Consider the following 20,273-nt stretch of genomic DNA (forward strand, 5'->3'; position numbering starts at 1 on the left):
AAATTGACATGTGATAGAGCCTAAATCGGGGAAGGCTCAGAGGAGTAAGAGCATGGGTTCGTTAAGCATTTGGCACTGGCTGATCGTTCTGGTCGTGGTGCTGCTCTTGTTCGGTCGCGGTAAGATCCCCGAACTGATGGGTGACGTTGCTAAGGGCATCAAGAGTTTCAAGAAGGGCATGTCCGACGATGAGGCGGCTGCTGCCGACAAGACGCTCGACAGCAAGACCGTTGACCACAAGTCTGACGAAGTTCGCTAACAGTCTGGTGTCGGTGAAGCCTGTCCGGTGTCCATACCGGGCTGGCGGCATCAAGGGTTTGCAGGACATATCGCATGCTTGATATCGGCTGGACCGAGCTCGTCGTCATCGCAATCGTTCTGATCGTGGTTGTCGGGCCGAAAGACCTTCCGCCAATGTTGCGGGCTTTCGGCCGCATGACCTCGAAGATGCGCGGCATGGCATCGGAATTCCGTCAGCAGTTCGATGAAGCGCTGCGCGAAGCGGACCTTGACGAGGTTCGAAAGACCATCAGCGACGCGCAAAGTCTCAATCCGGCCAATGCGTTGCGCGATGCAATCAATCCGCTGCGCCAGATGGGCAACGATATCAAGGCGGACCTGCAGAAGGCGGCGACACCCGACCAGCCTGCGACACCGAACACCGTCGATACGGTTTCTGCCGTCGAACCGGCCGTTGCGCCGGCCGCGGTCGAAGCCAAGCCCGCAGATGCGGTTGCCGCTGCGGCAATCGGTTCGGCCAATCGCCAGATCGAGCGCGCAGAGGTCGCATCCGTACCGGCAGAAAAGTCGAAGCGTGCGACCAGAACGAAGGCCGATGCGACGCCGGCTGTAAAGAAGGCCGCGCCCAAGTCGACAACGGCAGCGCCCAAGACGGCAACAACTGCATCCAAGTCGGCCACGGCAAAGTCTGCTGCCAAGGCGCCCGCGAAGCCGGCCGCTGAAAAGAAAAAAGTGACGCCGACAGTGGCAGAGCCTGCTGCCAAGACGTCAAAGCCGCGCACCAGCGCGCGCAAGAAAGGTGAAGCATGAGCGGCGATATCGAGGACCGGCCGCAGCCGCTGATCGAGCATCTGATCGAATTGCGCAAGCGCCTGATGTGGGCCATCGGCGCGTTCTTCGCTGCGTTCCTCGTCTGCTTCTACTTCGCCAAGGGCCTGTTCAACCTTCTGGTGCTGCCGTTCAAATGGGCCGTGAGCTGGGCGGGCCTCAACCATCGCAATGTCGAGCTCATCTATACGGCGCCGCAGGAGTTCTTCTTCACCCAGATTAAGGTGGCGATGTTTGGTGCGCTGGTCATCGCCTTTCCTGTAATCGCGGCACAGATCTACAAGTTCGTTGCACCGGGGCTCTATAAGAACGAGCGCGCGGCGTTTCTGCCGTTCCTGGTCGCGTCACCGCTCCTGTTTCTGCTTGGCGGCGCGCTTGTCTATTTCTTCTTCACCCCGATGGTGATGTGGTTCTTCCTGGCCATGGAGCAGGGCGGTGGCGAAGGGCAGGTGGCCATTCAGCTCCTGCCGAAGGTCTCGGAGTATCTGAGCCTGATCATGTCGCTGGTCTTCGCCTTCGGCCTTGTCTTCCAGCTCCCGGTCATCACCACGCTTCTTGCCCGCGTCGGCTTCGTGAGCTCGCAGGGTCTTGCCGAGAAGCGCAAATACGCGATCGTGATCGCCTTCGTTGTCGCGGCCGTGCTCACGCCGCCGGACCCGATTTCCCAGATCGGCCTTGCGCTGCCAGCCATCCTTCTCTACGAAATTTCGATCTATACGGCGCGACTCGTCGAAAGGCAGCGGGCAGCGGACGCGCTCAAGAGCGAGGCTGCCGAGTCGCAGGAAGGATCTTCCGGAGAGGTCGGCCCCGCCAAGGGCTGAGCATTCGAGATTTCGCGCCGTGATCTGACCAACGCGTGGAACGAAAATGCTTGATATCAAATGGATCCGTGAGAATGCCGAGATGCTGGACGCCGCCCTGGCGAAGCGGGGCGCGGAGCCTTTGTCGGCATCTCTGATCGCGCTCGACGAACGCCGCCGTACGAACCTTCAGGCGCTGCAGGACATGCAGTCGCGCCGCAATGCGGCCTCGAAGGATATCGGCGCGGCCATGGCGCAGAAGAATGCCGAGCTCGCCGATAAGCTGAAGGCCGAGGTTGCCGACCTGAAGAACGCCATGCCGGCGCTCGAAGAGGACAGCCGCAAAATCGAGGCCGAGCTCAACGACGCCCTGTCGCGCATTCCGAACATCCCGCTGGACGATGTACCCGTCGGTGCCGACGAGACCGGCAACGTCGTCAAGAGCGTGGTTGGCAAGAAGCCCACTTGGAACCACCAGCCGCGCGAGCACTTTGAAATCGGCGAAGCGCTCGGGCTGATGGATTTCGAGGGTGCGGCTCGCATTTCCGGTTCGCGCTTCACGATCCTCAAGGGCCAATTGGCGCGGCTCGAGCGCGCGCTCGGCCAGTTCATGCTCGACCTGCACACCCAGGAACATGGTTACACCGAAGTGCAACCGCCGCTTCTGGTGCGCGACGATGCGATGTATGGCACCGGCCAGCTGCCGAAATTTGCCGAAGACCTCTTCCGCACCACGGATGGCCGTTGGCTGATTCCGACGGCGGAAGTGCCGCTGACCAACATCGTCCGGGAGCAGATCCTGGAAGGCGAAAAGCTGCCGCTGCGTTTCACCGCGCTGACGCCGTCCTTCCGCTCGGAAGCTGGTTCTGCCGGTCGCGATACCCGCGGCATGCTGCGCCAGCACCAGTTCAACAAGGTGGAACTCGTCTCGATCACCGATGCCGAAACGTCCGTTGCCGAACACGAGCGCATGACCGCCTGCGCCGAGGAGGTGCTGAAGCGCCTCGGCCTGCATTACCGCGTCATGACCCTTTGCACCGGCGACATGGGCTTTGGCGCCCGCAAGACCTACGACCTCGAGGTCTGGCTGCCGGGACAGGATACGTTCCGCGAGATTTCGTCCTGCTCGGTCTGCGGCGATTTCCAGGCGCGCCGCATGAACGCCCGCTACCGCACCAAGGAAGACAAGGGAACCCGCTTCGTTCACACGCTGAACGGTTCGGGCGTTGCCGTCGGCCGCGCGCTCATCGCCGTCATCGAGAACTATCTGAATGACGACGGTTCGATATCGGTGCCGGAGGTACTGGTCCCCTACATGGGCGGCCAGACGCGCATCGAAAAGGTAGCCTGAGCGAACGTCGAGGGGAGTGCGGCATCATGCGGATCCTGCTGACAAACGATGACGGCATTCACGCCGAGGGCCTGTCGGTACTTGAACGCATCGCCCGGACGATTTCGGACGATGTCTGGGTCGTCGCGCCCGAAGCGGACCAGAGCGGCCTTGCCCATTCGCTGACCCTGTCGGAGCCATTGCGGCTGCGGCAGATCGCGGAAAAGCGCTTCGCACTTCGCGGCACGCCGACCGATTGCGTCATCATGGCCGTCCGCAAGGTACTCGATCGCAAGCCCGATCTCGTGCTGTCCGGCGTCAACATCGGCGCCAACATGGCCGACGACGTGACCTATTCCGGTACCGTCGCCGGCGCCATCGAAGGAACGCTGCAGGGTATCCGCTCGATCGCGCTGAGCCAGGCCTACAATCACGCCGTCGGAAAGACCGTTCCGTGGGATGTCGTCGAAACGCACGCGCCGGCCTTGGTCCGCAAGCTGATGAAGGTGGATCTGCCTGACGGTACGCTGCTCAACGTCAACTTCCCCAATTGCTCGGCGGACGCTATTGCCGGTACGGAGGTGACGTCGCAAGGCAAGCTCGACTTCGGCCTGTCGATCGACGAGCGAACGGATGGCCGCGGCTTTCCCTATTTCTGGCTGCGTTTCGGCGAACGCTTCGGCGATTTCCGCGCCGGAACCGACATTCACGCCCTGCGTGAAAACATGATCTCGGTCACGCCGCTCAAACTCGACCTTACCGACTACAGTGTCCAAGATCGCCTGGCGCGGGCGCTCAACGAGGGAGCCGTTGCTTGAGTGCGCGGGTGACCGAACAGGAAGGCTTTGCCAAGATGGTGCTGCGTCTGCGCGCCGAAGGCATCACCAACCATGACCTGTTGAAGGCGGTTGAGCAGACGCCGCGAAGCCATTTCGCGCCGCCGCAGTACCAGGCCGAAGCCCATTCGCAGCGGACGATCCCGCTCGATTGCGGTTCGTTCATGGAGGGATACGACTTTGCGGTCCGTTTGCTGCACAGTCTCAATCTGAAATCCGGCCAGCGTGTTCTCGAAGTCGGCACCGGCAGCGGCTTCACGGCCGCGGTCATGGGACGCGTTGCCGAGCGGGTGCTGACGATCGACCGCTATCAGACGCTCGTTGGCATGGCCCAGAAGAACCTCGAAAAAACAGGTGTTCGTAATGTCATCGTCCGGCATGCCGACGGTAGCGCCGGCGTGCCGGGTGAGGGCACCTTTGACCGGATCCTGATCACGGCCGCCTTCAACAGTCTGCCGCGCATGTTTTCGGATCACCTCGTTTCGGGCGGCACCCTGCTGGTTCCGATCATGATGAGCGAGACCCATTGCCGGGTCGTGCGCGTCAGCCGCACGGGCAGCCGCTTCGATCGCGAGGATCTGTTCGACGCGCCTTACCTTCCGATCGTGCAGCAGCTGGCGTCGTTTCTCTAAATATTGAATTCCCGTCCGCGCGGGTGAGGAGCGCCGGTCGCGCCGGCGTCGACTATTAACGACCCCTTAACTTCCTCCAGCTTCGCGCAAGCTTCGCGCCATACGCCTGCCGTGCACGGACAGGGTTCCGCCTGCGAGTCGTCGCTTGCCTTGCGACGTCGGCGGACGCGAGGTACGGAGACGGCACATGCAGATCGCGAACAGGTTGACGGCGGCAGCATCCGGCGACGGGCTGAACAATCTTGCCGGGCGCAATGCCGGCCAGACGAATTCCGCAGGCAAGGATGAGCAGGCGGCACAGGCGCTTGCCGCGACCTTCTTTGATCCGACGCCACGCATCTCGCTTTCGGCCGATGCCCTGCTTTATCTAGGCCAGACGAAGAAGGGATCCGACGGCCAGCCGGCACTCACCCGCGAGGAGTGGAACAACCGCCTGTCGCCGCAACTGGCCTCGCGCGAATACCAGGCCTTCGGCAAGTTTCTCGATTCCGGCGATCACCAGGCCTATTACAAGAACTTCATCGACTACTACGACGGCCTTCGTCCGGAGGACCAGAACAGTTTGCGCTATTTCGGGACACGCGAGGCGGCGGTGGCCGGTCTGCGGTCGCTCGAATATGAAGAAGCAAGCGGTGCGGACGGAGACGCGGCGTTCCAGACTTTGGTGAGCGTCCTGCTCGACGAAGACAAGACGGCGCAGTCCGAAACCCTGGCGCAGCCGGCCGGTCGCCAGATTTTTGCCTGGGACCTGACGAGCATCAGCTACGAAGAGGACCAGACGGAGCGGCGATCCGTATCCGAGATCGAGCGCCTCTATTCCGAACTGATCTAGCGCTAGGCTCCTCGTGCCCGGGCGGCAGCTGTGACGTTGCCTCTAGCATGCCCTTCACGGGCGACGGTCGACCTATGGTTAGCATTTGGTCAAATTAGTCCTTTGGTGGGGTCTGCCTTAACCACGCGGTAACTCTAATACGCTTTAATCAATCCACATCGAGTTGCGTTCGGAGTGGGTAAGCGTCATGCGTAAGTTTGTATCTCCCGGGGTTGGAAAGTCGACGATCCGCCTTTGCGTGGCGGTCCTGCTGGCAGGCGTCGCAACAGGCTGCAGTTCGGATGCAAGCCGGTTTGACGGCCTGTTCTCCCGGTCCGACAACATCACCACAAATTCCATCCCCCGAGACGCAACGCCGGTTCCGCGCGGCGATGTGTCCGTCGGTCAGATGGCGGCAGCGCCGGTTGATAACCGTGGTTCAGCCCTCGGTCAGCCCTATCCTGCGGCAGCTGGGCAGGGTGCCTACGATCCGGTAAACACGGCCTCCACGCCCGTATCGAACGCCCGCGTCGCCTCGACCCCGATCTCCGTTCAGCGCAACACTCTGGCTGACCCGAGCGCTGCTGGAAACCAGCGCGCCGAAGCCCAGCCGTTCCCGGCAGCACGCCAGCAGGCCGCACTCGCCACGCAGCAGACGCTTCCCGCAACGGTCAAGGAAACCGCAAGCAAGAGCGGCTGGACGACGCAGAACGCTCCGACGATCATGGTTCGCCCGGGTGACAATGTCGCCGTTCTCTCCAAGCGTTTTGGTGTCCCGGAAAAGGAAATCCTGAAGGCCAACGGTCTGCAGTCCGCAGCGCAGGTCGAGACCGGTCAGCGTCTCGTCATCCCGACCTTCGGTGTCGCAGGCAGCGCTGCCAAGGCGGCAGCCACGAACTCGATCGCCGATCTCGATGGCAACAGCCGCCAGCCGTCGCCGCTGCCGGTCAACCAGCGCGACGTTGCGATCCTGCCGGGTTCGGCCCAGTCCCGCGAAAAGGGTGAAGGCAAGTCTGACGTCGTTGCAGGCAAGCCGGCAACGAACGGCGAGGGCGCCGGCGGTGGATCCTACACCGTCAAGCCGGGCGACTCGCTCAACCGTATCGCCAAGACGACGGGCGTATCCGTTGCCGCCCTCAAGCAGGCAAACGGCCTGACGGCCGAATCGATCCGCGTCGGCCAGACGCTGCAGCTGCCGGGCGCAAATGGTGCCGTTCCGGATCAGCTCAAGACGGCCTCGGTTCCCAAGAAGGCCGAGCAGCCGCAGGTTGCCTCGCTCGACAAGAACAAGCCGGCTGAATACCAGGCGCCGGTTGCCAAGCAGAGCGTCAGCGAAGTCGCCAGCAAGACGACGGATATCGACGACGATTCTCCGAAGTCGACCGGCATCAGCAAGTACCGCTGGCCTGTGCGCGGCGCAGTCGTCGCCGGCTACGGCGCCAATGTCGATGGCAACCGCAACGACGGTATCAACATCTCGGTGCCCGAGGGCACGCCGATCAAGGCGGCTGAAAACGGTGTCGTTATTTATTCGGGCAGCAGCCTGAAGGAACTCGGCAACGCCGTCCTGGTGCGCCACGACGACGGCACGGTCACGGTTTATGGTAACGCTTCCGAACTCAAGGTTCAGCGCGGCCAGAAGGTTCAGCGCGGCCAGACGCTCGCTGCTTCGGGCATGACCGGCCGGGCAAGCCAGCCGCAGGTTCACTTCGAGGTGCGCAAGAACGCCACCGCGGTAAACCCGGCGACCTTCCTCGAATAGTCTCGATCGGTCGCAAAGCCGATCCGGATCCGATGTTTGCACCGCTTGCCCTCTCGGGCAGGCGGTGCTTTCTATTTCAGGATGTCGGCAAGGCGTGCGGTTCGCGACGCGCCCGGTTACCCGTCGAGCCTGTGGCGCAGGCGGCCGGCGAGATCCTGGATGAATTGCCAGGCGACGCGGCCGGACCTTGCGCCACGGGTCGTTGCCCATTCCAGCGCTTCGGCGTGCAAGGTGTCGCGATCGAGCTTGAAGCCATAGTGCGCGGCATAGCCGTCGATCATCGCCAGATAGTCGTCCTGGCTGCACTTGTGGAAGCCGAGCCACAGGCCGAAACGGTCGGACAGCGAAACCTTCTCCTCGACCGCTTCCGACGGGTTGATCGCGGTCGACTGCTCGTTCTCCATCATATGCCGCGGCAGCAGGTGGCGCCGGTTCGAGGTGGCGTAAAGGAGCACGTTGGAAGGGCGTCCCTCGACGCCGCCGTCGAGCACGGCCTTCAGCGACTTGTAGGACGTATCGTCGTGATCGAAGGACAGGTCATCGCAGAAGACGATAACCGGGACCGGTGCCGACTTCAGAATGTCCATCAGCGCCGGAAGCGTGGCAATATCTTCGCGATGTACCTCGACCAGCTTGACCGCAACGCCGGTGTCGCGCGCAACCTGCGCATGAACCGATTTTACCAGCGATGATTTGCCCATGCCGCGTGCGCCCCAGAGAAGCACGTTATTGGCCGTGTAGCCCTCGGCAAAACGCAGCGTGTTGTCGAGCAGAATGTCACGGACATGGTCGACCCCGGTGATCAGGGACAGTTCGATGCGGTTCGGCTTGGCGACCGGCTGCAGATGGTGTGTCGCCGGGGCCCAGACGAAGCACTCGGCAGCGGTCCAGTCGTTGGCTGCAGCGGCGGGTCCGGCCATGCGCTCGATCGCCGCGGAAAGCTTCTGCATTTCCCTGATGAGAACGTCGATCTTGGCTTCCGGCATATGTCTCTCTCCACTCGCTGAATCAGGTGTTTGGCCGTGCCGTCATGATTCGAGGCGGCGTGGCCCTGGTGTTTACCGTAACCGCGTGGCGGCCAGGTCCCACCAGAAACCCGGTAGCACGCAGGTTTACGCTGGAAAAGGTCACCGAGGCCCGCGCGAGGGGTTCTCCTCTTGTGTAAATTGTGTCAGAGGCACAGGAACGGGTACGGGTGCCCGCGGCTTTGCAGAGCGGCGGGGCGTCCCTATATTCCGGCCGATTTGGCGCGGAGGAACCGCCGATATTTGAACTCAAGGAGTGATCGATGTTCATTACCGAAGCTTTTGCGCAGACTGCCGGCGCCCCTTCCGCCGGCGGCGCGGACATTCTCATGTCCATCCTGCCGTTCCTGCTGATTTTCGTCGTTATGTATTTCCTGATCATCCGTCCGCAGCGCGCTCAGATGAAGCGCCGCGAGGAACTCCTGAAGAACATCCGTCGCGGTGACCAGGTCGTGACCGGTGGCGGCATCGTCGGCAAGGTCACCAAGGTCGTTGACGACAGCGAACTCGAAGTCGAAATCGCCGATGGCGTGAAGATCCGCGTCGTCCGCAGCGGCGTGTCGGAAGTTCGCGTCAAGGGCGAGCCTGTCAAGGAATAAGGCAGGAACAGCCACCACCAGCCGAGCAACTGGAGCGTTTGAGGCATGCGCAGATTACCGCCGTTGAAACGTATCCTCGTCTGGTTGGTGGCACTTGCCGGCATCGCCTTTGCGCTGCCGAACGTTCTAAGCCGGGAAGAGGCAGCCGAACTTCCGTCTTGGCTGCCCCATCGCCAGGTGGCGCTCGGGCTCGATCTCCAGGGTGGCTCTCATTTCATGCTGCGGGCGGCGCGCAGCGACATCGTCGCTGAACGGCTCGAGACGATCGCCAACGAGGTCGGCAAATCGCTGCGCGATGCCGACATCGCCTATATCGGCCTTTCCGGCGAAGGCCAGTCGATCGCCTTCCGCGTTCGCGACCGGTCGCAACTCTCTGCCGCTCGCGAGCGGCTGAGGCCGCTGACGGCGCCCGTCGATATCGGTGGTTTCGGCTCCGAGCCGATTTCCGAGGTGGTGTTCGACAGTGCAGAACCGGATGAACTGGTTCGCCTGCGCCTGACGGACGAAGGCATCGACTACCGGCTCTCGCTGGCCGTGGCGCAGTCCATCGACGTCGTGCGCCGCCGCGTCGCCGAAGTCGGCGCCATCGAGCCGCTGATCCAGCGCCGTGGTGATGACCGGCTGATCGTGCAGGTGCCTGGCCTCGGCGATCCGCAGCGGTTGAAGGATCTGCTCAGCCAAAGGGCCAACCTGGCCCTGCGGATGCTGGATACCTCCGTGCCCGTGCAACGCGCCGTGGAGGGCCAGCCTCCGTCCGGCACGGAAGTCCTCTATTCCTTCGACGACCCGCCGGTGCCCTATCTGGTCGAAAAGGCACCGCTGCTCGCAGCGGCGAATTTTGTTGCAGCCCAGCCGGAACCTGATGCTTCCGGCGAAAGCGCGTCGGTCGCCATCAAGATCGATGCCGCTTCGCAGCAGCGTGTTGCCGCCCTTGCGGCGCAGCAGCCGCCAAAGGATGCAGCGATCGTTCTCGATGGACAGGTCATCGCGACGCTCAAGCTGTCGGAGGCTGTCAACGGCGACACCTTGCGCATCTCCGCAGACCTGCCGACCGAAGGTGCGACCGACCTTGCCGCTCTCGTGCGCACAGGGCCGCTCGCGACGCCCCTGACCTTCGTCGAAGAGCGAACGGTCGGTCCCGGTGTCGGTGGCGACGCCATCGCCGACGGCCTGAAGGCGGGTCTGGTCGCGGCTGTCGCAGTCGCCGCATCGATGATCTTTTTCTACGGCGTCTTCGGCGTCTTTGCGGTCATTGCGCTCGCCCTGAACATTGTCCTGATTATCGCGGCGCTCTCCCTCTCGGGCGCGACGCTGACCCTTCCGGGCATTGCCGGCATCATTCTGACGATCGGCGTGGCCGTCGATTCGAACGTGCTGATCTACGAGCGCCTGCGTGAAGAGGTTCGCGGCGCCGAGCCCCTGCGGCGCACCATCAACAACGCCTTTTCGCGTGTCTTCAGCAGCATCTTCGATGCCAACCTGACGATGCTGATTGCGAGCGCCATCCTCTTTTATCTTGGCTCCGGATCGGTGCGCGGCTTTGCCGTTACACTTGCGATCGGTAGCGTGACGACGCTCTTCACCGCTTACACGGTCACCCGCCTGATCGTGAAGCGCTGGCTGCGCCAATGGAAGTCGGAACGCTTGCCGAAGGGTATTCGGACCGGCCGCTTCAGCGACCTGGACATCCGCTTCATGCGGATTCGCAACCCGGTCTTCATCCTGATGGCGGCGCTGTCGCTCGCCTCCGTCCTGCTGCTTGCCGGCATCGGGCTCAATCTCGGCGTCGACTTCAAGGGCGGCTCGATCATCGAGCTGCATTCCAAAGGCGGACCGGTCGATGTCGCCGATCTTCGCGCGCGCCTCGACGAGCTGAATTTCGGCGAGGTCCAGGTGCAGCAGCTCGGCTCGGGCGAGGACGTTCTGGTGCGGGTACCGTCGCAGGAGGCGGGAGACAACGCCGAACAGACGGCCGCCGGCGTCATCCGGTCGGAACTTTCGGACGAGTATGATTTCCGCCGCGTCGAGGTGGTCGGCCCCGTCGTATCCGGCGAACTGACACGCGCCGGCACTATCGGGCTTGCTGTTTCGTTCCTTGCTATCCTGCTCTATGTGTGGCTGCGCTTCGAGTGGCGCTTCGCCGTCGGCGCGATCATTGCCACGACGCACGACGTCCTGCTGACGATCGGTTTCCTCGTGCTGACCGGCATCGAGTTCAATCTCGGCAGCATTGCCGCGGTTCTGACGATCGTCGGCTACTCGCTGAACGACACGGTCGTCATCTACGATCGCATCCGCGAAAACCTTGCACGCTACAAGCGCATGCCGTTGTCGGTGCTGATCGATACGTCGATCAACCAGACACTGTCGCGCACCATCCTGACAGCGCTGACGACCGTTCTGGCACTGACAGCGCTTTATCTCTTCGGTGGCGGCCTTATCCGCGCCTTCAGTGTTACAATGCTGTTTGGCGTTATCGTCGGAACGATCTCGTCCATTTACATCGCCGGGCCGATCCTCATCCTCTTCAGAAAGCGCACCGACCACATTCCGGGGGACGAGAACGCCTCCGGCGCGGATACGGGTGCGGCGGGCGCGGCAAAGGGTGCTGTTTGAAATGCCTAAGGGAATTGAAATTCGCGAAGCCCATTTTCCGGGACGTGCGCCCATCGATGCCTACGGCAATGGTGGCTTTCGCTTCGCAGACATGTCGCATCGTGGCTCGATCCTGATGCTGCCCTCGGGCGTCTATGCATGGGACGTCGCGGAGGGCGATGCGCTGACGGTCGAGAAGTTCTACAAGGTCGTCGATGAGGCGAAGGACATTGAGGTGCTGCTGGTCGGCACCGGCAAGGACATTCGCCCGCTGCCGGCCGATGTGAAGACAGCTTTACGCGCCGCCAACATATCGTCGGATCCCATGAGTACCGGGGCCGCTGTCCGCACCTACAATGTGATGCTGGCCGAATCGCGCGCAGTCGCCGTCGCACTGATCGCAGTCTGATCGGGTCTGGGGAAGACGACGTGCACGACAATTCTGCCCAGATTCTGGCTGACCTGCGGGACACGGACCGCGACCGCTATCTCGCCTGCCTGCTTGCGCCGGCCGACAAGCAGCCCGCGCTTGCCGCACTCTATGCCTTCAGTGCGGAGATCGCCCGCATCCGCGATCTCGTGCACGAGCCGATCCCCGGTGAGATCCGCATGCAATGGTGGCGGGACCTCATCGGCAACGACGCGTCGACCGGAGAAGGGCATCCGCTCGCTGAAGCGCTCCTTGGCTGCATTCGCGCGCATCGGCTGCCGGTCTCCGTGTTCGAGAACATGATCGATGCCCGGATCTTCGATCTCTACGACGATCCGATGGAAGACCGTTCGGCGCTTGAGGGCTATGCCGGCGAGACCGCCTCGGCGCTGATCCAGCTCTCATCCCTGGTCCTTGATCCAGAGAATGCCGCGAAATCGGCCGAAGTCGCCGGTCACGGCGGAGTCGCGCAGACGGTCGCAGGCCTCCTCATGCTGTTGCCGCTGCATTTGCGCCGTGGCCAGGTCTACCTGCCAGCCGAATTGCTGCGCGCCACCGGTCTCGATCGCGAAACGCTGATCGCCGGCGAAGACAGCGCCGCGATCAGCCAGGCGATCCGGGCCTTCGCGGGCTTCGGGCGAGATCATCTCGCCAGGGCGCGTGCGCAGCTGGCGGCGATCGCGCCGTCGAATTTCCCCGCCTTCATACCGCTTGCGCTTGTCGAGCCTATCCTTAACCGCGCGGAGGCTGCGGGCGCCGGGCTTCTGCAGAAACCCATCCGCCCGGCCCAATGGCAACGGCAATGGTGGATGTGGCGTGCGGCACGGCGCCGCCGCTTCTGATACGTCAGAGGTTCGGTCTGCTCGGGGCTTTGGCGCAGACGCACACGCCGTGACGACAAATTGGCGCAAGCCTCGCAGCGTATAGAAGCGCTTTATCGGCGTCATGCCGAGCGAAGGGGAGCGCCCGCGGATGCTTTGGTTATTGCTCATCGCCGTCATCGTCTTGGTCGGCGCATTCTACATGTGGATGAACGCCCGCGCCGAGCGGGACTGGGACAATCCCGATGCCGGCTCTGCGATGGTGGAGTTCGGGCGTGCCTTTCCGGACGAGGCGATCCGGGCGCTGCACTCGACGGCGGACCGCACGGCGATCTTCCTGCGGCTGCATGACGGCAAGGCGGGCTTCATCCAGTCGCACGGCACCCACTATGTCTGCCACGTGATCCAGCCCGGAAAGGTTCGGGTCAATAGCTCCGAGACCGGCCGCGGCCTCATCGTGCATTTCCCCGATTTTGCTTATCTCGACAACGACTTCGAGTTTCAGAGCGCCGGCGAGGCGGCCGAGGTTTCGCTCTGGCTGCTCGGCAGCTTCAGTCCGAAATCGGAGTTCGAGCAGCCCGCCGCCGAGCCGCCGCATACGGCACAGGCGACCGAGTAGCTCTCACCGCGTTCTTCCATAAGAAAAGGCCCGCTTGCATCACTGCAGGCGGGCCTTTTGTCGTGGAACAAATGCGTGTCCGCCTGTCAGGCGGACTTGCCGAGCCAGGCGGCGCAATCAGCGAGCGCGCGCGACGCCGTCGCCTGCTTCTTGGCGACTGCCTTTTCCTTGCCACGGAAGCGCTTGACGCCTTCCGGCTTGGTGATCGCGCCCGGATCGAGCGGCGGGAACAGGCCGAAATTGACGTTCATCGGCTGGAAAGAGCGCTTGCCCGGTTCATCGTCGGAAACGATGTGGCCGTCGGTGATGTGGTTGAGCAATGCGCCGAAGGCGGTGGTCGCCGGCGGGGTCGCCAAAGTCTCGCCCTTGCGTTCGGCAGCGGCGAAGCGGCCAGCGAGCAGGCCAATGCTGGCGCTTTCGACATAACCTTCGCAGCCGGTGATCTGTCCGGCAAAGCGCAGGCCCGGCCGCGACTTCAGCGTCAGCGTTCCGTCGAGCAGTGTCGGCGAGTTGATGTAGGTGTTGCGGTGCAGGCCGCCGAGACGGGCGAATTCGGCATTCTCGAGGCCGGGAATCATGCGGAAGACTTCGGCCTGAGCGCCATACTTCAGCTTCGTCTGGAAGCCGACCATGTTGTAGAGCGTGCCGAGCGCATTGTCCTGGCGCAGCTGTACGACGGCATAGGGCTTGACGGTGGGGTTATGGGCATTGGTGAGGCCCATCGGCTTCATAGGCCCGTGGCGCAGCGTCTCGCGGCCGCGTTCCGCCATCACCTCGATCGGCAGGCAGCCGTCGAAATAGGGCGTGCCTTCCCATTCCTTGAAGCCGGTCTTGTCGCCGGCGATCAACGCATCGACGAAGGCATTGTACTGCTCCTCGGTCATCGGGCAGTTGATATAGTCCTTGCCGGTTCCGCCGGGGCCGACCTTGTCGTAGCGCGACTGAAACCAGCAGATGTCCATGTCGATCGTCTCGGTATAGACGATCGGCGCGATGGCGTCGAAGAAGGCGAGCGCATCGGCGCCCGTTTCCGCGCGGATCGCTTCGGCAAGACCGGGTGCGGTCAGCGGGCCGGTCGCGATGACGGCGAGATCCCAATCTTTCGGCGGCAGACCGGTGACTTCTTCGCGCACCACCGTGATCAGCGGATGAGCGGCGATCGCCGCGCTGACCGCGTCGGAGAAGCCGTCACGGTCGACCGCAAGCGCACCGCCCGCAGGCACCTGGTTGGCGTCGGCGGATTTCATGATCAGCGAGCCGGCAAGGCGCATTTCCGCATGCAGCACGCCAACCGCGTTGCTGGTCGCGTCATCCGAGCGGAAGGAATTGGAACAGACGAGTTCGGCAAGGCCGTCGGTCTTGTGCGCGTCAGTGCCGCGCACGCCGCGCATCTCATGCAGGATGACCGGTACGCCGGCTTCGGCGATCTGCCAGGCGGCTTCCGATCCGGCAAGGCCGCCGCCGATGACGTGGATGGGGGAGTGGGAAGAAGTGTCTTTGCTCATGGCCGGCTTCCTATCACGGCTCGGCCTTTCGTTCCAACGCCTATAAACGAAAACGGCGCCCTGAAGGCGCCGTCTTGGAAGTCCTGGTCGTTCGTTCCGATTAACGGAAGGAACGGGCCGCAATGTTGCGGATGTCGTAACGGGTGATGCCGATGTCATTGAGAGCGTGGTTCGACAGGTTGCCGAGCTCGCTGACGGTGCGGCGGTAGTTGATCCAGCTTTTTGCGATACGAATCGGGTTCATGGTCATTTCCTCAAAATCAGGTTGTCGCGACAGCCATCTGTCTGCGTCGTTGAGGTTCTTATACGCTTGTCTAATTAGAAGGTGGAGTGCAAAGAAAATGCAGCTGCTATGCATTTGTGCAGTGCATCGCCGCATAGATGGGCACCGCTTCAAAAGGCGGCATCGATTAATGATTGATTAAAAACTTAATTGCCCGTTGATAAGCGATTGTTTTCAAAGGGACTTACGAGCCGATGGTGAGCAAGGACGCAGCGTCTGTCGATGGACGCGGTTCGGCCGCATCGGCAGTCGCAGATGGCGAAGCATCCGGTGCCTCTCGCAAGTGCGAAGGCGTCACCTGGATCGTACTCGCTGCGACAAAAGAAAACGCCCCCCGGAATGAACCGGAGGGCGTCTTACTTGGAGGTCGGTTGCGCTTGACGCGCAGCCTGAATTACTTGATCGCCTGGCGAGCAACGTACGGGATGTCGCCACGGCCGATGCCGAGGTCAGACAGTTCGCGGTCGGTCATACGGCCGAGTTCGTTGCAGGTCTGACGATACTTGCGCCAATTGTTGAAAGAACGTGCGAGGTTCATGATCCTATCCTTTCTAGGGTCGTGTGCCAGCGCTCATCTCTCTTGCTGGCCGTCATCTGATGCTCTGAAATATAATCTTTTTGAGCAGAAGTTACAGAGACAATGCTGCATCGCACCCATGCAGGCCGTGCAAGCCTCTACGCGATGGCGTGTTCACGGCTGGCGCCTAAAACGCGCGGCGCAATCGAGTTGTCGTGGCTGGAAAGCTGCCCGAAATGTGAGGGCCAAAAACAAACAACGCCCGCTGGGGGAGGAGATCCAGCGAGCGTCGCTTTGTTCTGATCGGCAACCGGGAGGAGGAGTGTCGCCGATCCAAATCGAGGGGCGCTGGGAGGAGGAGTGCGCCGCCCCGATCGATGAGTTGAAGATAGTACGCAGGCGGGTGGAAGGGTAGCGCTGTTCCAGAATGGCACCTATGCATCCAGTGCATGGCGTAGGGCGAGCGCAGCGAATTTATGCACGAATATTGTGCAGGTGCGCAGACGCAGGCTTCTTTGTGGAGAGGAGGCTGAAAAGAATAACGCCCGCTGGGGGAGGAGGTCCAGCGAGCGTCATTAGGGGTGATTGGCAACTGGGAGGAGGCGTGTTGCCAATCTGATCGGAAGAGCGCTGGGAGGAGGAGTGCGCTCGTCCGAATTCCGTCGGTTTTACCCGGGCCTTTCTCAGCAAACTGAGGCGGCTGGCCATTTCCGCTGGCGACCGTCTGGCTTCATGCCTTCGTTCGCCTTTGATGATTTGAATATAGGACCTTTAAATCGATTTGTGCAGTGCAATATCTGCATGGAAGATATGCGCATTGCGCAAGCCGTTCGTTCGTCCTCATCGGTTTGGTGCGCAGTCGCGAGTGAGCGATTGTGTTTCCGCGCCGATACGTGATTAGTTGGGAGCTGAACCGGACCATTTCAAGCATCGGATTCTAGGCTGGGGGCAGGATGTACCGCGCGCGTCTCGAACGAGACTTCAAGCACTGGATGGACAAGGGGCTGCTGCAGGAGAATGCAGCACGCGCAATGCTGGCCGAATATGACGGTCGCGAGTCCACGTTCCGGGCAGGGCGCGTCCTGCTCATTCTCGCCGCACTCCTGTTGTCCGCCTCAATCCTGCTGCTTGTCGCCGCCAACTGGGAGGCGCTGCCACGCCTTGCGCGGGTGGCCGGCATCGTCGCTCTGGTCTGGGGCTTTCATTTCGCCGCTGCCTGGCTGACCCAGACCGGCCGCACGACGCTTGCCGCAGCGGCCCTCGTTCTGGGGGTGGCCGCCTTTGGGGGCGGCATCGCGCTGATCGGGCAGATGTATCACCTGTCGGGTGACGCGGCCGATGCCGCGCTGCTGTGGTTTGCCGGCGCCGTCCTCTCTGCCTTGGCATTTCGCTCAGCAGCAATGACCGCAGTTGCGGGTGGGCTTGCCTGGTTCTATTTCGGAACGGTGCTGCAGGACAATGGGTTCGGCGCCACGCCGGACTGGCGCGTGTGGTCCGTCCCGGCGCTCGCGGTGATCGTCGTTCTGCTGGTGCGCCTCACGGCCGCCGACCGGGCCCGTCATCTCGCCTATCTGCTGGTCCTGTCGTGGCTGGCCTGGCTTTACCTCGACAACGCGTCGCTTGCCTTTGCAGGTGGCCTTGCGGCGTTCGGCCTCGTGGCCTTTCTGGCGGCGACGCTGCCAGGCTCTCCGCTTCGCGCCCTGGCGGTCGATGCCGGTTCGGCGCCCGCTTTCTATTCCTTCGCGCTCGCCTTGCTCGGTTTTACCGCCCTTCAATTCGAAGCCGTCGGAGTGACAACGGAGGTCGCGACCGGGGCGGGCACGCTGCTGGTGGCCCTCCTTGGGATCGCGCTTGCCGGGGCGCAGAACGGCGCCGTGCGCTATCTCGGCTACGTCGCCTTTGCCGGTGAGCTTCTCTATCTCGCCTTCGAAACCCTCGGCTCCATGCTCGGCACCTCCGGCTTCTTCCTGATCTCCGGATTGGTGGTTGCCGGCATCGCCTGGCTCGTCATCCGCATCGAGGGGCACTTGGCAAATGCGCGCGGGACGGAGGCGCCACGATGACCACCGCAAAGACCCGTTGGTTGAACCCATTGCTGGCGGCCCTGCTGGTTGCGGGCGTACAGACGGCGGCACTTGGCTATATGATCGAGAGCAGGGCCTCGATCCTCAGAAGCGGCCGTGACGTGCGGTTGAAGACCGTGCCTGTCGATCCCCGCGATCTGCTTCGGGGCGACTACGTCATCTTGAGCTACGACATTTCAAGGCTCCAGCCGGAATTGTTCAAGGGCGATACGCCGAAGCAGTCGGAAGAGGCTGAGGTCTACGTTCGGCTGGAAAGGCAGCTTGACGGCTTCTGGGCGGCGACCGAAGCGTCCTTCGCGCCGCTTAGCCCTGCCGGCGACTGCGTCGTCCTTCGCTCTCTGCCATTTACCTACTATCCCTCGTCTGCGCTCTCGTCCGTCAATGTAGAATACGGGATCGAGCGTTTCTATGTGCCGGAAGGCGAGGGACGGACGCTGGAGGAGGCGCGCAACGCCGAGGCGCTCTCCGTCAATATCCGCGTGGACGCCAAGGGAAAGGCCCAGATCCGCGAGATCGCGGTCAATGGCAGCCCGGTCTATGAGGAGCCTCTCTATTGAGGCACGCCGTGCCAACCGGCTTGGTCGTGGAATTCCCGCATTTTCCCTTTGATCCCGCGAAAACGAGTGATATAGAGACGCCGCGCTCGGGAAAGCCCTGAACTTTCAGCATGCCCATTCTATCCGCGGTATTCCGCTGGTTGGTCTTGCGGGAATACGGTCAGGCGGTGCGATTGTCTGAACGCGGGTATGGTGAAATTGGTAGACACGCCAGATTTAGGTTCTGGTGCCGTAAGGCGTGGGAGTTCAAGTCTCTCTACCCGCACCAGATCAGCGATCGCGCCCAAAGTCCGGATTCTGCGAGGATGAGGGGGGCTGGAGTGCCATTTTGCTTGCAAAACGGTTGCAGAACTGCGTAAAGCCACTCCCGGCAAATGGATCGGCTCACGTGCTCGCCAGACCTTTCGAAGGGGAAGAGCACAGTCAACGTGAAATGAAGGTTTGAACATGCAGGTTATCGAAACGCTCGCTCAAGGGCTGAAGCGCGAACTCAAGGTCGTTATCCCGGCCAAGGACATGGAAGCTCGGATGAACGAGCGTCTGGCCGAAGTGAAGGACCGTGTGAAGATCAACGGCTTCCGTCCCGGCAAGGTGCCGGTTGCGCATCTGAAGAAGGTCTACGGCAAGTCGATCATGGCTGACCTGGTCAACGAGATCGTTCGCGACAAGCCGACCGAGATCCTGTCGGGCCGTGGCGAAAAGTCGGCCACCCAGCCGGAAATCGCGATGACCGAGGACGAGGCCGAAGCCGACAAGATCCTCAACGCTCAGGCCGACCTCGAGTTCACCGTTGCCTACGAAATCATCCCGGCGATCGAACTCAAGGACGTCAGCGGCATCAAGGTGACCCGCGAAGTCGTCGAGATCGCTGAAGACGAAGTCAACGAGCAGATTCTGAAGATCGCCGAAAGCGCCCGCAGCTACGAATCGAAGAAGGGCAAGGCCGCCAACGGCGACCGCGTCACCATCGATTACCTCGGCAAGGTCGACGGCGTCGCCTTCGACGGCGGCAAGGACGAAGACGCTGAGCTGGTTCTCGGTTCCAACCGTTTCATCCCGGGCTTCGAAGAGCAGCTCGTTGGCCTGAAGGCTGGCGACGAGAAGGTCATCACCGTGACTTTCCCGGCTGAATACCCGGCTGCAAACCTTGCTGGCAAGGAAGCCACCTTCGACATCACCGTCAAGGACGTGGCTGGCGCCCAGGACATCGAAATCAACGACGAACTGGCCACCAAGCTCGGCCTCGAATCGGCTGACAAGCTGAAGGAAATCGTCCGCGGCCAGATCGAAAGCCAGTACGGCAACCTGACCCGTCAGAAGGTCAAGCGTCAGATCCTCGACCAGCTCGACGAACTCTACCAGTTCGAAACGCCGGAGCGCCTCGTCGAGGCCGAATTCGAGAACATCTGGCGCCAGATCAACACCGACCTGCAGCAGGCCGGCAAGACCTTCGCCGACGAAGAAACCACCGAAGAAGAAGCCCGCGCTGAATACCGCAAGCTCGCTGAGCGTCGCGTTCGCCTCGGCCTCGTTCTCTCGGAAATCGGTGAAAAGGCCGGCGTTCAGGTCAGCGACGACGAACTGCAGCGTTCGCTGTTCGAACAGCTCCGCCAGTTCCCGGGCCAGGAGAAGCAGATCCTCGACTACTTCAAGAACACCCCCGGCGCTGCTGCTTCGCTGCGCGCTCCGCTGTTCGAAGAAAAGGTCGTCGACCACCTGCTCGGCGAAATCTCGGTAACCGACAAGACGGTTTCCAAGGAAGAGCTGACGGCTGACGACGAAGAGACTGAAGGCAAGGCTGCCAAGAAGGCTCCGGCCAAGAAGAAGGCCGCTGCCAAGGCTGAAGCCACGGAAGGCGAAGAAGCCGCTGCTCCGAAGAAGAAGGCTCCGGCCAAGAAGAAGGCCGCTGACGACAGCGCCGAGTAATCGGATCGAAGCCTTAGGAATCGAAAGGCCCTGCAGCTTGCGGCGGGGCCTTTTTCGTTGCGGGAGGCGAGCT

At 62.2% G+C, this 20,273-nt stretch carries 20 protein-coding genes and 1 tRNA gene; 17 read left to right on the plus strand and 4 right to left on the minus strand.

The window, feature by feature from the left end:
* The first annotated feature begins 52 nt into the window (after nucleotides 1–52).
* The 8 genes from IB279_RS08270 to IB279_RS08305 all read left to right on the plus strand — a co-directional run bounded on the left by IB279_RS08270 (nucleotide 53) and on the right by IB279_RS08305 (nucleotide 7,239).
* Nucleotides 53–259 carry a twin-arginine translocase TatA/TatE family subunit gene (locus IB279_RS08270; RefSeq protein ID WP_113186980.1) on the plus strand — a complete coding sequence of 69 codons (207 nt, stop codon included), beginning with the start codon at nucleotides 53–55 and terminating at the stop codon, nucleotides 257–259.
* A gap of 74 nt (nucleotides 260–333) precedes the next feature.
* Complete coding sequence (gene tatB / locus IB279_RS08275; protein WP_112976443.1) at nucleotides 334–1,050, plus strand: Sec-independent protein translocase protein TatB; 717 nt, start codon at nucleotides 334–336, stop codon at nucleotides 1,048–1,050.
* On the plus strand, nucleotides 1,047–1,889 hold the full coding sequence (gene tatC, locus IB279_RS08280; RefSeq protein ID WP_060516991.1) for a twin-arginine translocase subunit TatC: 843 nt from the start codon (nucleotides 1,047–1,049) through the stop codon (nucleotides 1,887–1,889). The genes tatB and tatC overlap by 4 nt, the downstream gene beginning before the upstream one ends.
* A gap of 46 nt (nucleotides 1,890–1,935) precedes the next feature.
* Nucleotides 1,936–3,219, plus strand: a complete 1,284-nt coding sequence (serS, locus tag IB279_RS08285) for a serine--tRNA ligase (protein WP_060516993.1) — start codon at nucleotides 1,936–1,938, stop codon at nucleotides 3,217–3,219.
* Between the two features lie 26 nt (nucleotides 3,220–3,245).
* Nucleotides 3,246–4,016: a 5'/3'-nucleotidase SurE gene (gene surE / locus IB279_RS08290; RefSeq protein WP_113186981.1), complete on the plus strand. Its 771-nt coding sequence runs from the start codon at nucleotides 3,246–3,248 to the stop codon at nucleotides 4,014–4,016.
* Nucleotides 4,013–4,666 carry a protein-L-isoaspartate(D-aspartate) O-methyltransferase gene (locus IB279_RS08295; protein ID WP_034796623.1) on the plus strand — a complete coding sequence of 218 codons (654 nt, stop codon included), beginning with the start codon at nucleotides 4,013–4,015 and terminating at the stop codon, nucleotides 4,664–4,666. The genes surE and IB279_RS08295 overlap by 4 nt, the downstream gene beginning before the upstream one ends.
* A 187-nt stretch (nucleotides 4,667–4,853) precedes the next feature.
* The gene (locus IB279_RS08300) at nucleotides 4,854–5,498 is read left to right on the plus strand and encodes a hypothetical protein (RefSeq protein ID WP_034796617.1); all 645 of its coding nucleotides are present in this window, start codon (nucleotides 4,854–4,856) and stop codon (nucleotides 5,496–5,498) included.
* Between the two features lie 187 nt (nucleotides 5,499–5,685).
* Nucleotides 5,686–7,239, plus strand: coding sequence for a LysM peptidoglycan-binding domain-containing M23 family metallopeptidase (locus IB279_RS08305; protein WP_113186982.1), 1,554 nt, complete (start codon nucleotides 5,686–5,688; stop codon nucleotides 7,237–7,239).
* A gap of 116 nt (nucleotides 7,240–7,355) precedes the next feature.
* Here the strand turns inward: IB279_RS08305 and IB279_RS08310 are convergent, their stop codons facing one another.
* Nucleotides 7,356–8,225 carry an ATP-binding protein gene (locus tag IB279_RS08310; RefSeq protein ID WP_034796613.1) on the minus strand — a complete coding sequence of 290 codons (870 nt, stop codon included), beginning with the start codon at nucleotides 8,223–8,225 and terminating at the stop codon, nucleotides 7,356–7,358.
* Between the two features lie 302 nt (nucleotides 8,226–8,527).
* On the opposite strand from IB279_RS08310, the gene yajC reads away from it, so the two are divergent.
* The 5 genes from yajC to IB279_RS08335 all read left to right on the plus strand — a co-directional run bounded on the left by yajC (nucleotide 8,528) and on the right by IB279_RS08335 (nucleotide 13,328).
* Nucleotides 8,528–8,863 carry a preprotein translocase subunit YajC gene (yajC, locus tag IB279_RS08315; RefSeq protein WP_034796611.1) on the plus strand — a complete coding sequence of 112 codons (336 nt, stop codon included), beginning with the start codon at nucleotides 8,528–8,530 and terminating at the stop codon, nucleotides 8,861–8,863.
* A gap of 45 nt (nucleotides 8,864–8,908) precedes the next feature.
* The gene (gene secDF / locus IB279_RS08320) at nucleotides 8,909–11,479 is read left to right on the plus strand and encodes a protein translocase subunit SecDF (RefSeq protein ID WP_113186983.1); all 2,571 of its coding nucleotides are present in this window, start codon (nucleotides 8,909–8,911) and stop codon (nucleotides 11,477–11,479) included.
* A 1-nt stretch (nucleotide 11,480) separates the two neighbouring features.
* Entirely contained in the window at nucleotides 11,481–11,867 is a 387-nt protein-coding gene (locus IB279_RS08325) for an Mth938-like domain-containing protein (RefSeq protein ID WP_034796607.1), read from the plus strand.
* Nucleotides 11,868–11,887: 20 nt separating this feature from the next.
* On the plus strand, nucleotides 11,888–12,730 hold the full coding sequence (locus IB279_RS08330; protein ID WP_060607510.1) for a phytoene/squalene synthase family protein: 843 nt from the start codon (nucleotides 11,888–11,890) through the stop codon (nucleotides 12,728–12,730).
* A 130-nt stretch (nucleotides 12,731–12,860) separates the two neighbouring features.
* A complete protein-coding gene (locus IB279_RS08335; protein WP_034796603.1) occupies nucleotides 12,861–13,328 on the plus strand; it encodes a hypothetical protein in 468 nt (155 codons plus the stop codon).
* A gap of 86 nt (nucleotides 13,329–13,414) precedes the next feature.
* Here IB279_RS08335 and trmFO read toward each other — a convergent pair whose 3' ends face one another.
* From trmFO to IB279_RS08350, 3 genes are all read right to left on the minus strand, one after another.
* Complete coding sequence (gene trmFO / locus IB279_RS08340) at nucleotides 13,415–14,833, minus strand: methylenetetrahydrofolate--tRNA-(uracil(54)-C(5))-methyltransferase (FADH(2)-oxidizing) TrmFO (protein WP_192339139.1); 1,419 nt, start codon at nucleotides 14,831–14,833, stop codon at nucleotides 13,415–13,417.
* A 100-nt stretch (nucleotides 14,834–14,933) separates the two neighbouring features.
* On the minus strand, nucleotides 14,934–15,077 hold the full coding sequence (locus tag IB279_RS38115) for a DUF1127 domain-containing protein (protein WP_064816989.1): 144 nt from the start codon (nucleotides 15,075–15,077) through the stop codon (nucleotides 14,934–14,936).
* Between the two features lie 433 nt (nucleotides 15,078–15,510).
* Entirely contained in the window at nucleotides 15,511–15,654 is a 144-nt protein-coding gene (locus IB279_RS08350) for a DUF1127 domain-containing protein (protein ID WP_064816990.1), read from the minus strand.
* Between the two features lie 932 nt (nucleotides 15,655–16,586).
* On the opposite strand from IB279_RS08350, the gene IB279_RS08355 reads away from it, so the two are divergent.
* The 4 genes from IB279_RS08355 (at nucleotide 16,587) to tig (ending at nucleotide 20,200) form a co-directional block, all read left to right on the plus strand.
* Entirely contained in the window at nucleotides 16,587–17,696 is a 1,110-nt protein-coding gene (locus IB279_RS08355) for a DUF2157 domain-containing protein (protein WP_113186984.1), read from the plus strand.
* The gene (locus tag IB279_RS08360; protein WP_192339140.1) at nucleotides 17,693–18,274 is read left to right on the plus strand and encodes a GDYXXLXY domain-containing protein; all 582 of its coding nucleotides are present in this window, start codon (nucleotides 17,693–17,695) and stop codon (nucleotides 18,272–18,274) included. Before IB279_RS08355 ends, IB279_RS08360 begins: the two co-directional genes overlap by 4 nt.
* 183 nt (nucleotides 18,275–18,457) lie before the next feature.
* Nucleotides 18,458–18,542 (plus strand) — tRNA-Leu (locus IB279_RS08365).
* 179 nt (nucleotides 18,543–18,721) lie between these two features.
* The gene (tig, locus tag IB279_RS08370) at nucleotides 18,722–20,200 is read left to right on the plus strand and encodes a trigger factor (RefSeq protein ID WP_034796594.1); all 1,479 of its coding nucleotides are present in this window, start codon (nucleotides 18,722–18,724) and stop codon (nucleotides 20,198–20,200) included.
* Nucleotides 20,201–20,273: the final 73 nt, after the last annotated feature.

The organism is Ensifer sp. ENS06 (genome assembly GCF_014852205.1).
Taxonomy (GTDB): Bacteria; Pseudomonadota; Alphaproteobacteria; order Rhizobiales; family Rhizobiaceae; genus Ensifer; species Ensifer adhaerens.

Excerpts from the sequence above, each read along its gene's own strand:
- IB279_RS08335 (WP_034796603.1), top strand. The coding sequence starts at position 12,861 with ATGCTTTGGTTATTGCTCATCGCCGTCATCGTCTTGGTCGGCGCATTC.
- tatB (WP_112976443.1), top strand. The coding sequence starts at position 334 with ATGCTTGATATCGGCTGGACCGAGCTCGTCGTCATCGCAATCGTTCTG.
- IB279_RS08305 (WP_113186982.1), top strand. The coding sequence starts at position 5,686 with ATGCGTAAGTTTGTATCTCCCGGGGTTGGAAAGTCGACGATCCGCCTT.
- secDF (WP_113186983.1), top strand. The coding sequence starts at position 8,909 with ATGCGCAGATTACCGCCGTTGAAACGTATCCTCGTCTGGTTGGTGGCA.
- trmFO (WP_192339139.1), bottom strand. The coding sequence starts at position 14,833 with ATGAGCAAAGACACTTCTTCCCACTCCCCCATCCACGTCATCGGCGGC.
- IB279_RS38115 (WP_064816989.1), bottom strand. The coding sequence starts at position 15,077 with ATGAACCCGATTCGTATCGCAAAAAGCTGGATCAACTACCGCCGCACC.
- surE (WP_113186981.1), top strand. The coding sequence starts at position 3,246 with ATGCGGATCCTGCTGACAAACGATGACGGCATTCACGCCGAGGGCCTG.
- IB279_RS08325 (WP_034796607.1), top strand. The coding sequence starts at position 11,481 with ATGCCTAAGGGAATTGAAATTCGCGAAGCCCATTTTCCGGGACGTGCG.
- IB279_RS08360 (WP_192339140.1), top strand. The coding sequence starts at position 17,693 with ATGACCACCGCAAAGACCCGTTGGTTGAACCCATTGCTGGCGGCCCTG.
- IB279_RS08355 (WP_113186984.1), top strand. The coding sequence starts at position 16,587 with ATGTACCGCGCGCGTCTCGAACGAGACTTCAAGCACTGGATGGACAAG.
- IB279_RS08270 (WP_113186980.1), top strand. The coding sequence starts at position 53 with ATGGGTTCGTTAAGCATTTGGCACTGGCTGATCGTTCTGGTCGTGGTG.
- tatC (WP_060516991.1), top strand. The coding sequence starts at position 1,047 with ATGAGCGGCGATATCGAGGACCGGCCGCAGCCGCTGATCGAGCATCTG.
- yajC (WP_034796611.1), top strand. The coding sequence starts at position 8,528 with ATGTTCATTACCGAAGCTTTTGCGCAGACTGCCGGCGCCCCTTCCGCC.
- IB279_RS08350 (WP_064816990.1), bottom strand. The coding sequence starts at position 15,654 with ATGAACCTCGCACGTTCTTTCAACAATTGGCGCAAGTATCGTCAGACC.
- serS (WP_060516993.1), top strand. The coding sequence starts at position 1,936 with ATGCTTGATATCAAATGGATCCGTGAGAATGCCGAGATGCTGGACGCC.
- IB279_RS08310 (WP_034796613.1), bottom strand. The coding sequence starts at position 8,225 with ATGCCGGAAGCCAAGATCGACGTTCTCATCAGGGAAATGCAGAAGCTT.
- IB279_RS08300 (WP_034796617.1), top strand. The coding sequence starts at position 4,854 with ATGCAGATCGCGAACAGGTTGACGGCGGCAGCATCCGGCGACGGGCTG.
- tig (WP_034796594.1), top strand. The coding sequence starts at position 18,722 with ATGCAGGTTATCGAAACGCTCGCTCAAGGGCTGAAGCGCGAACTCAAG.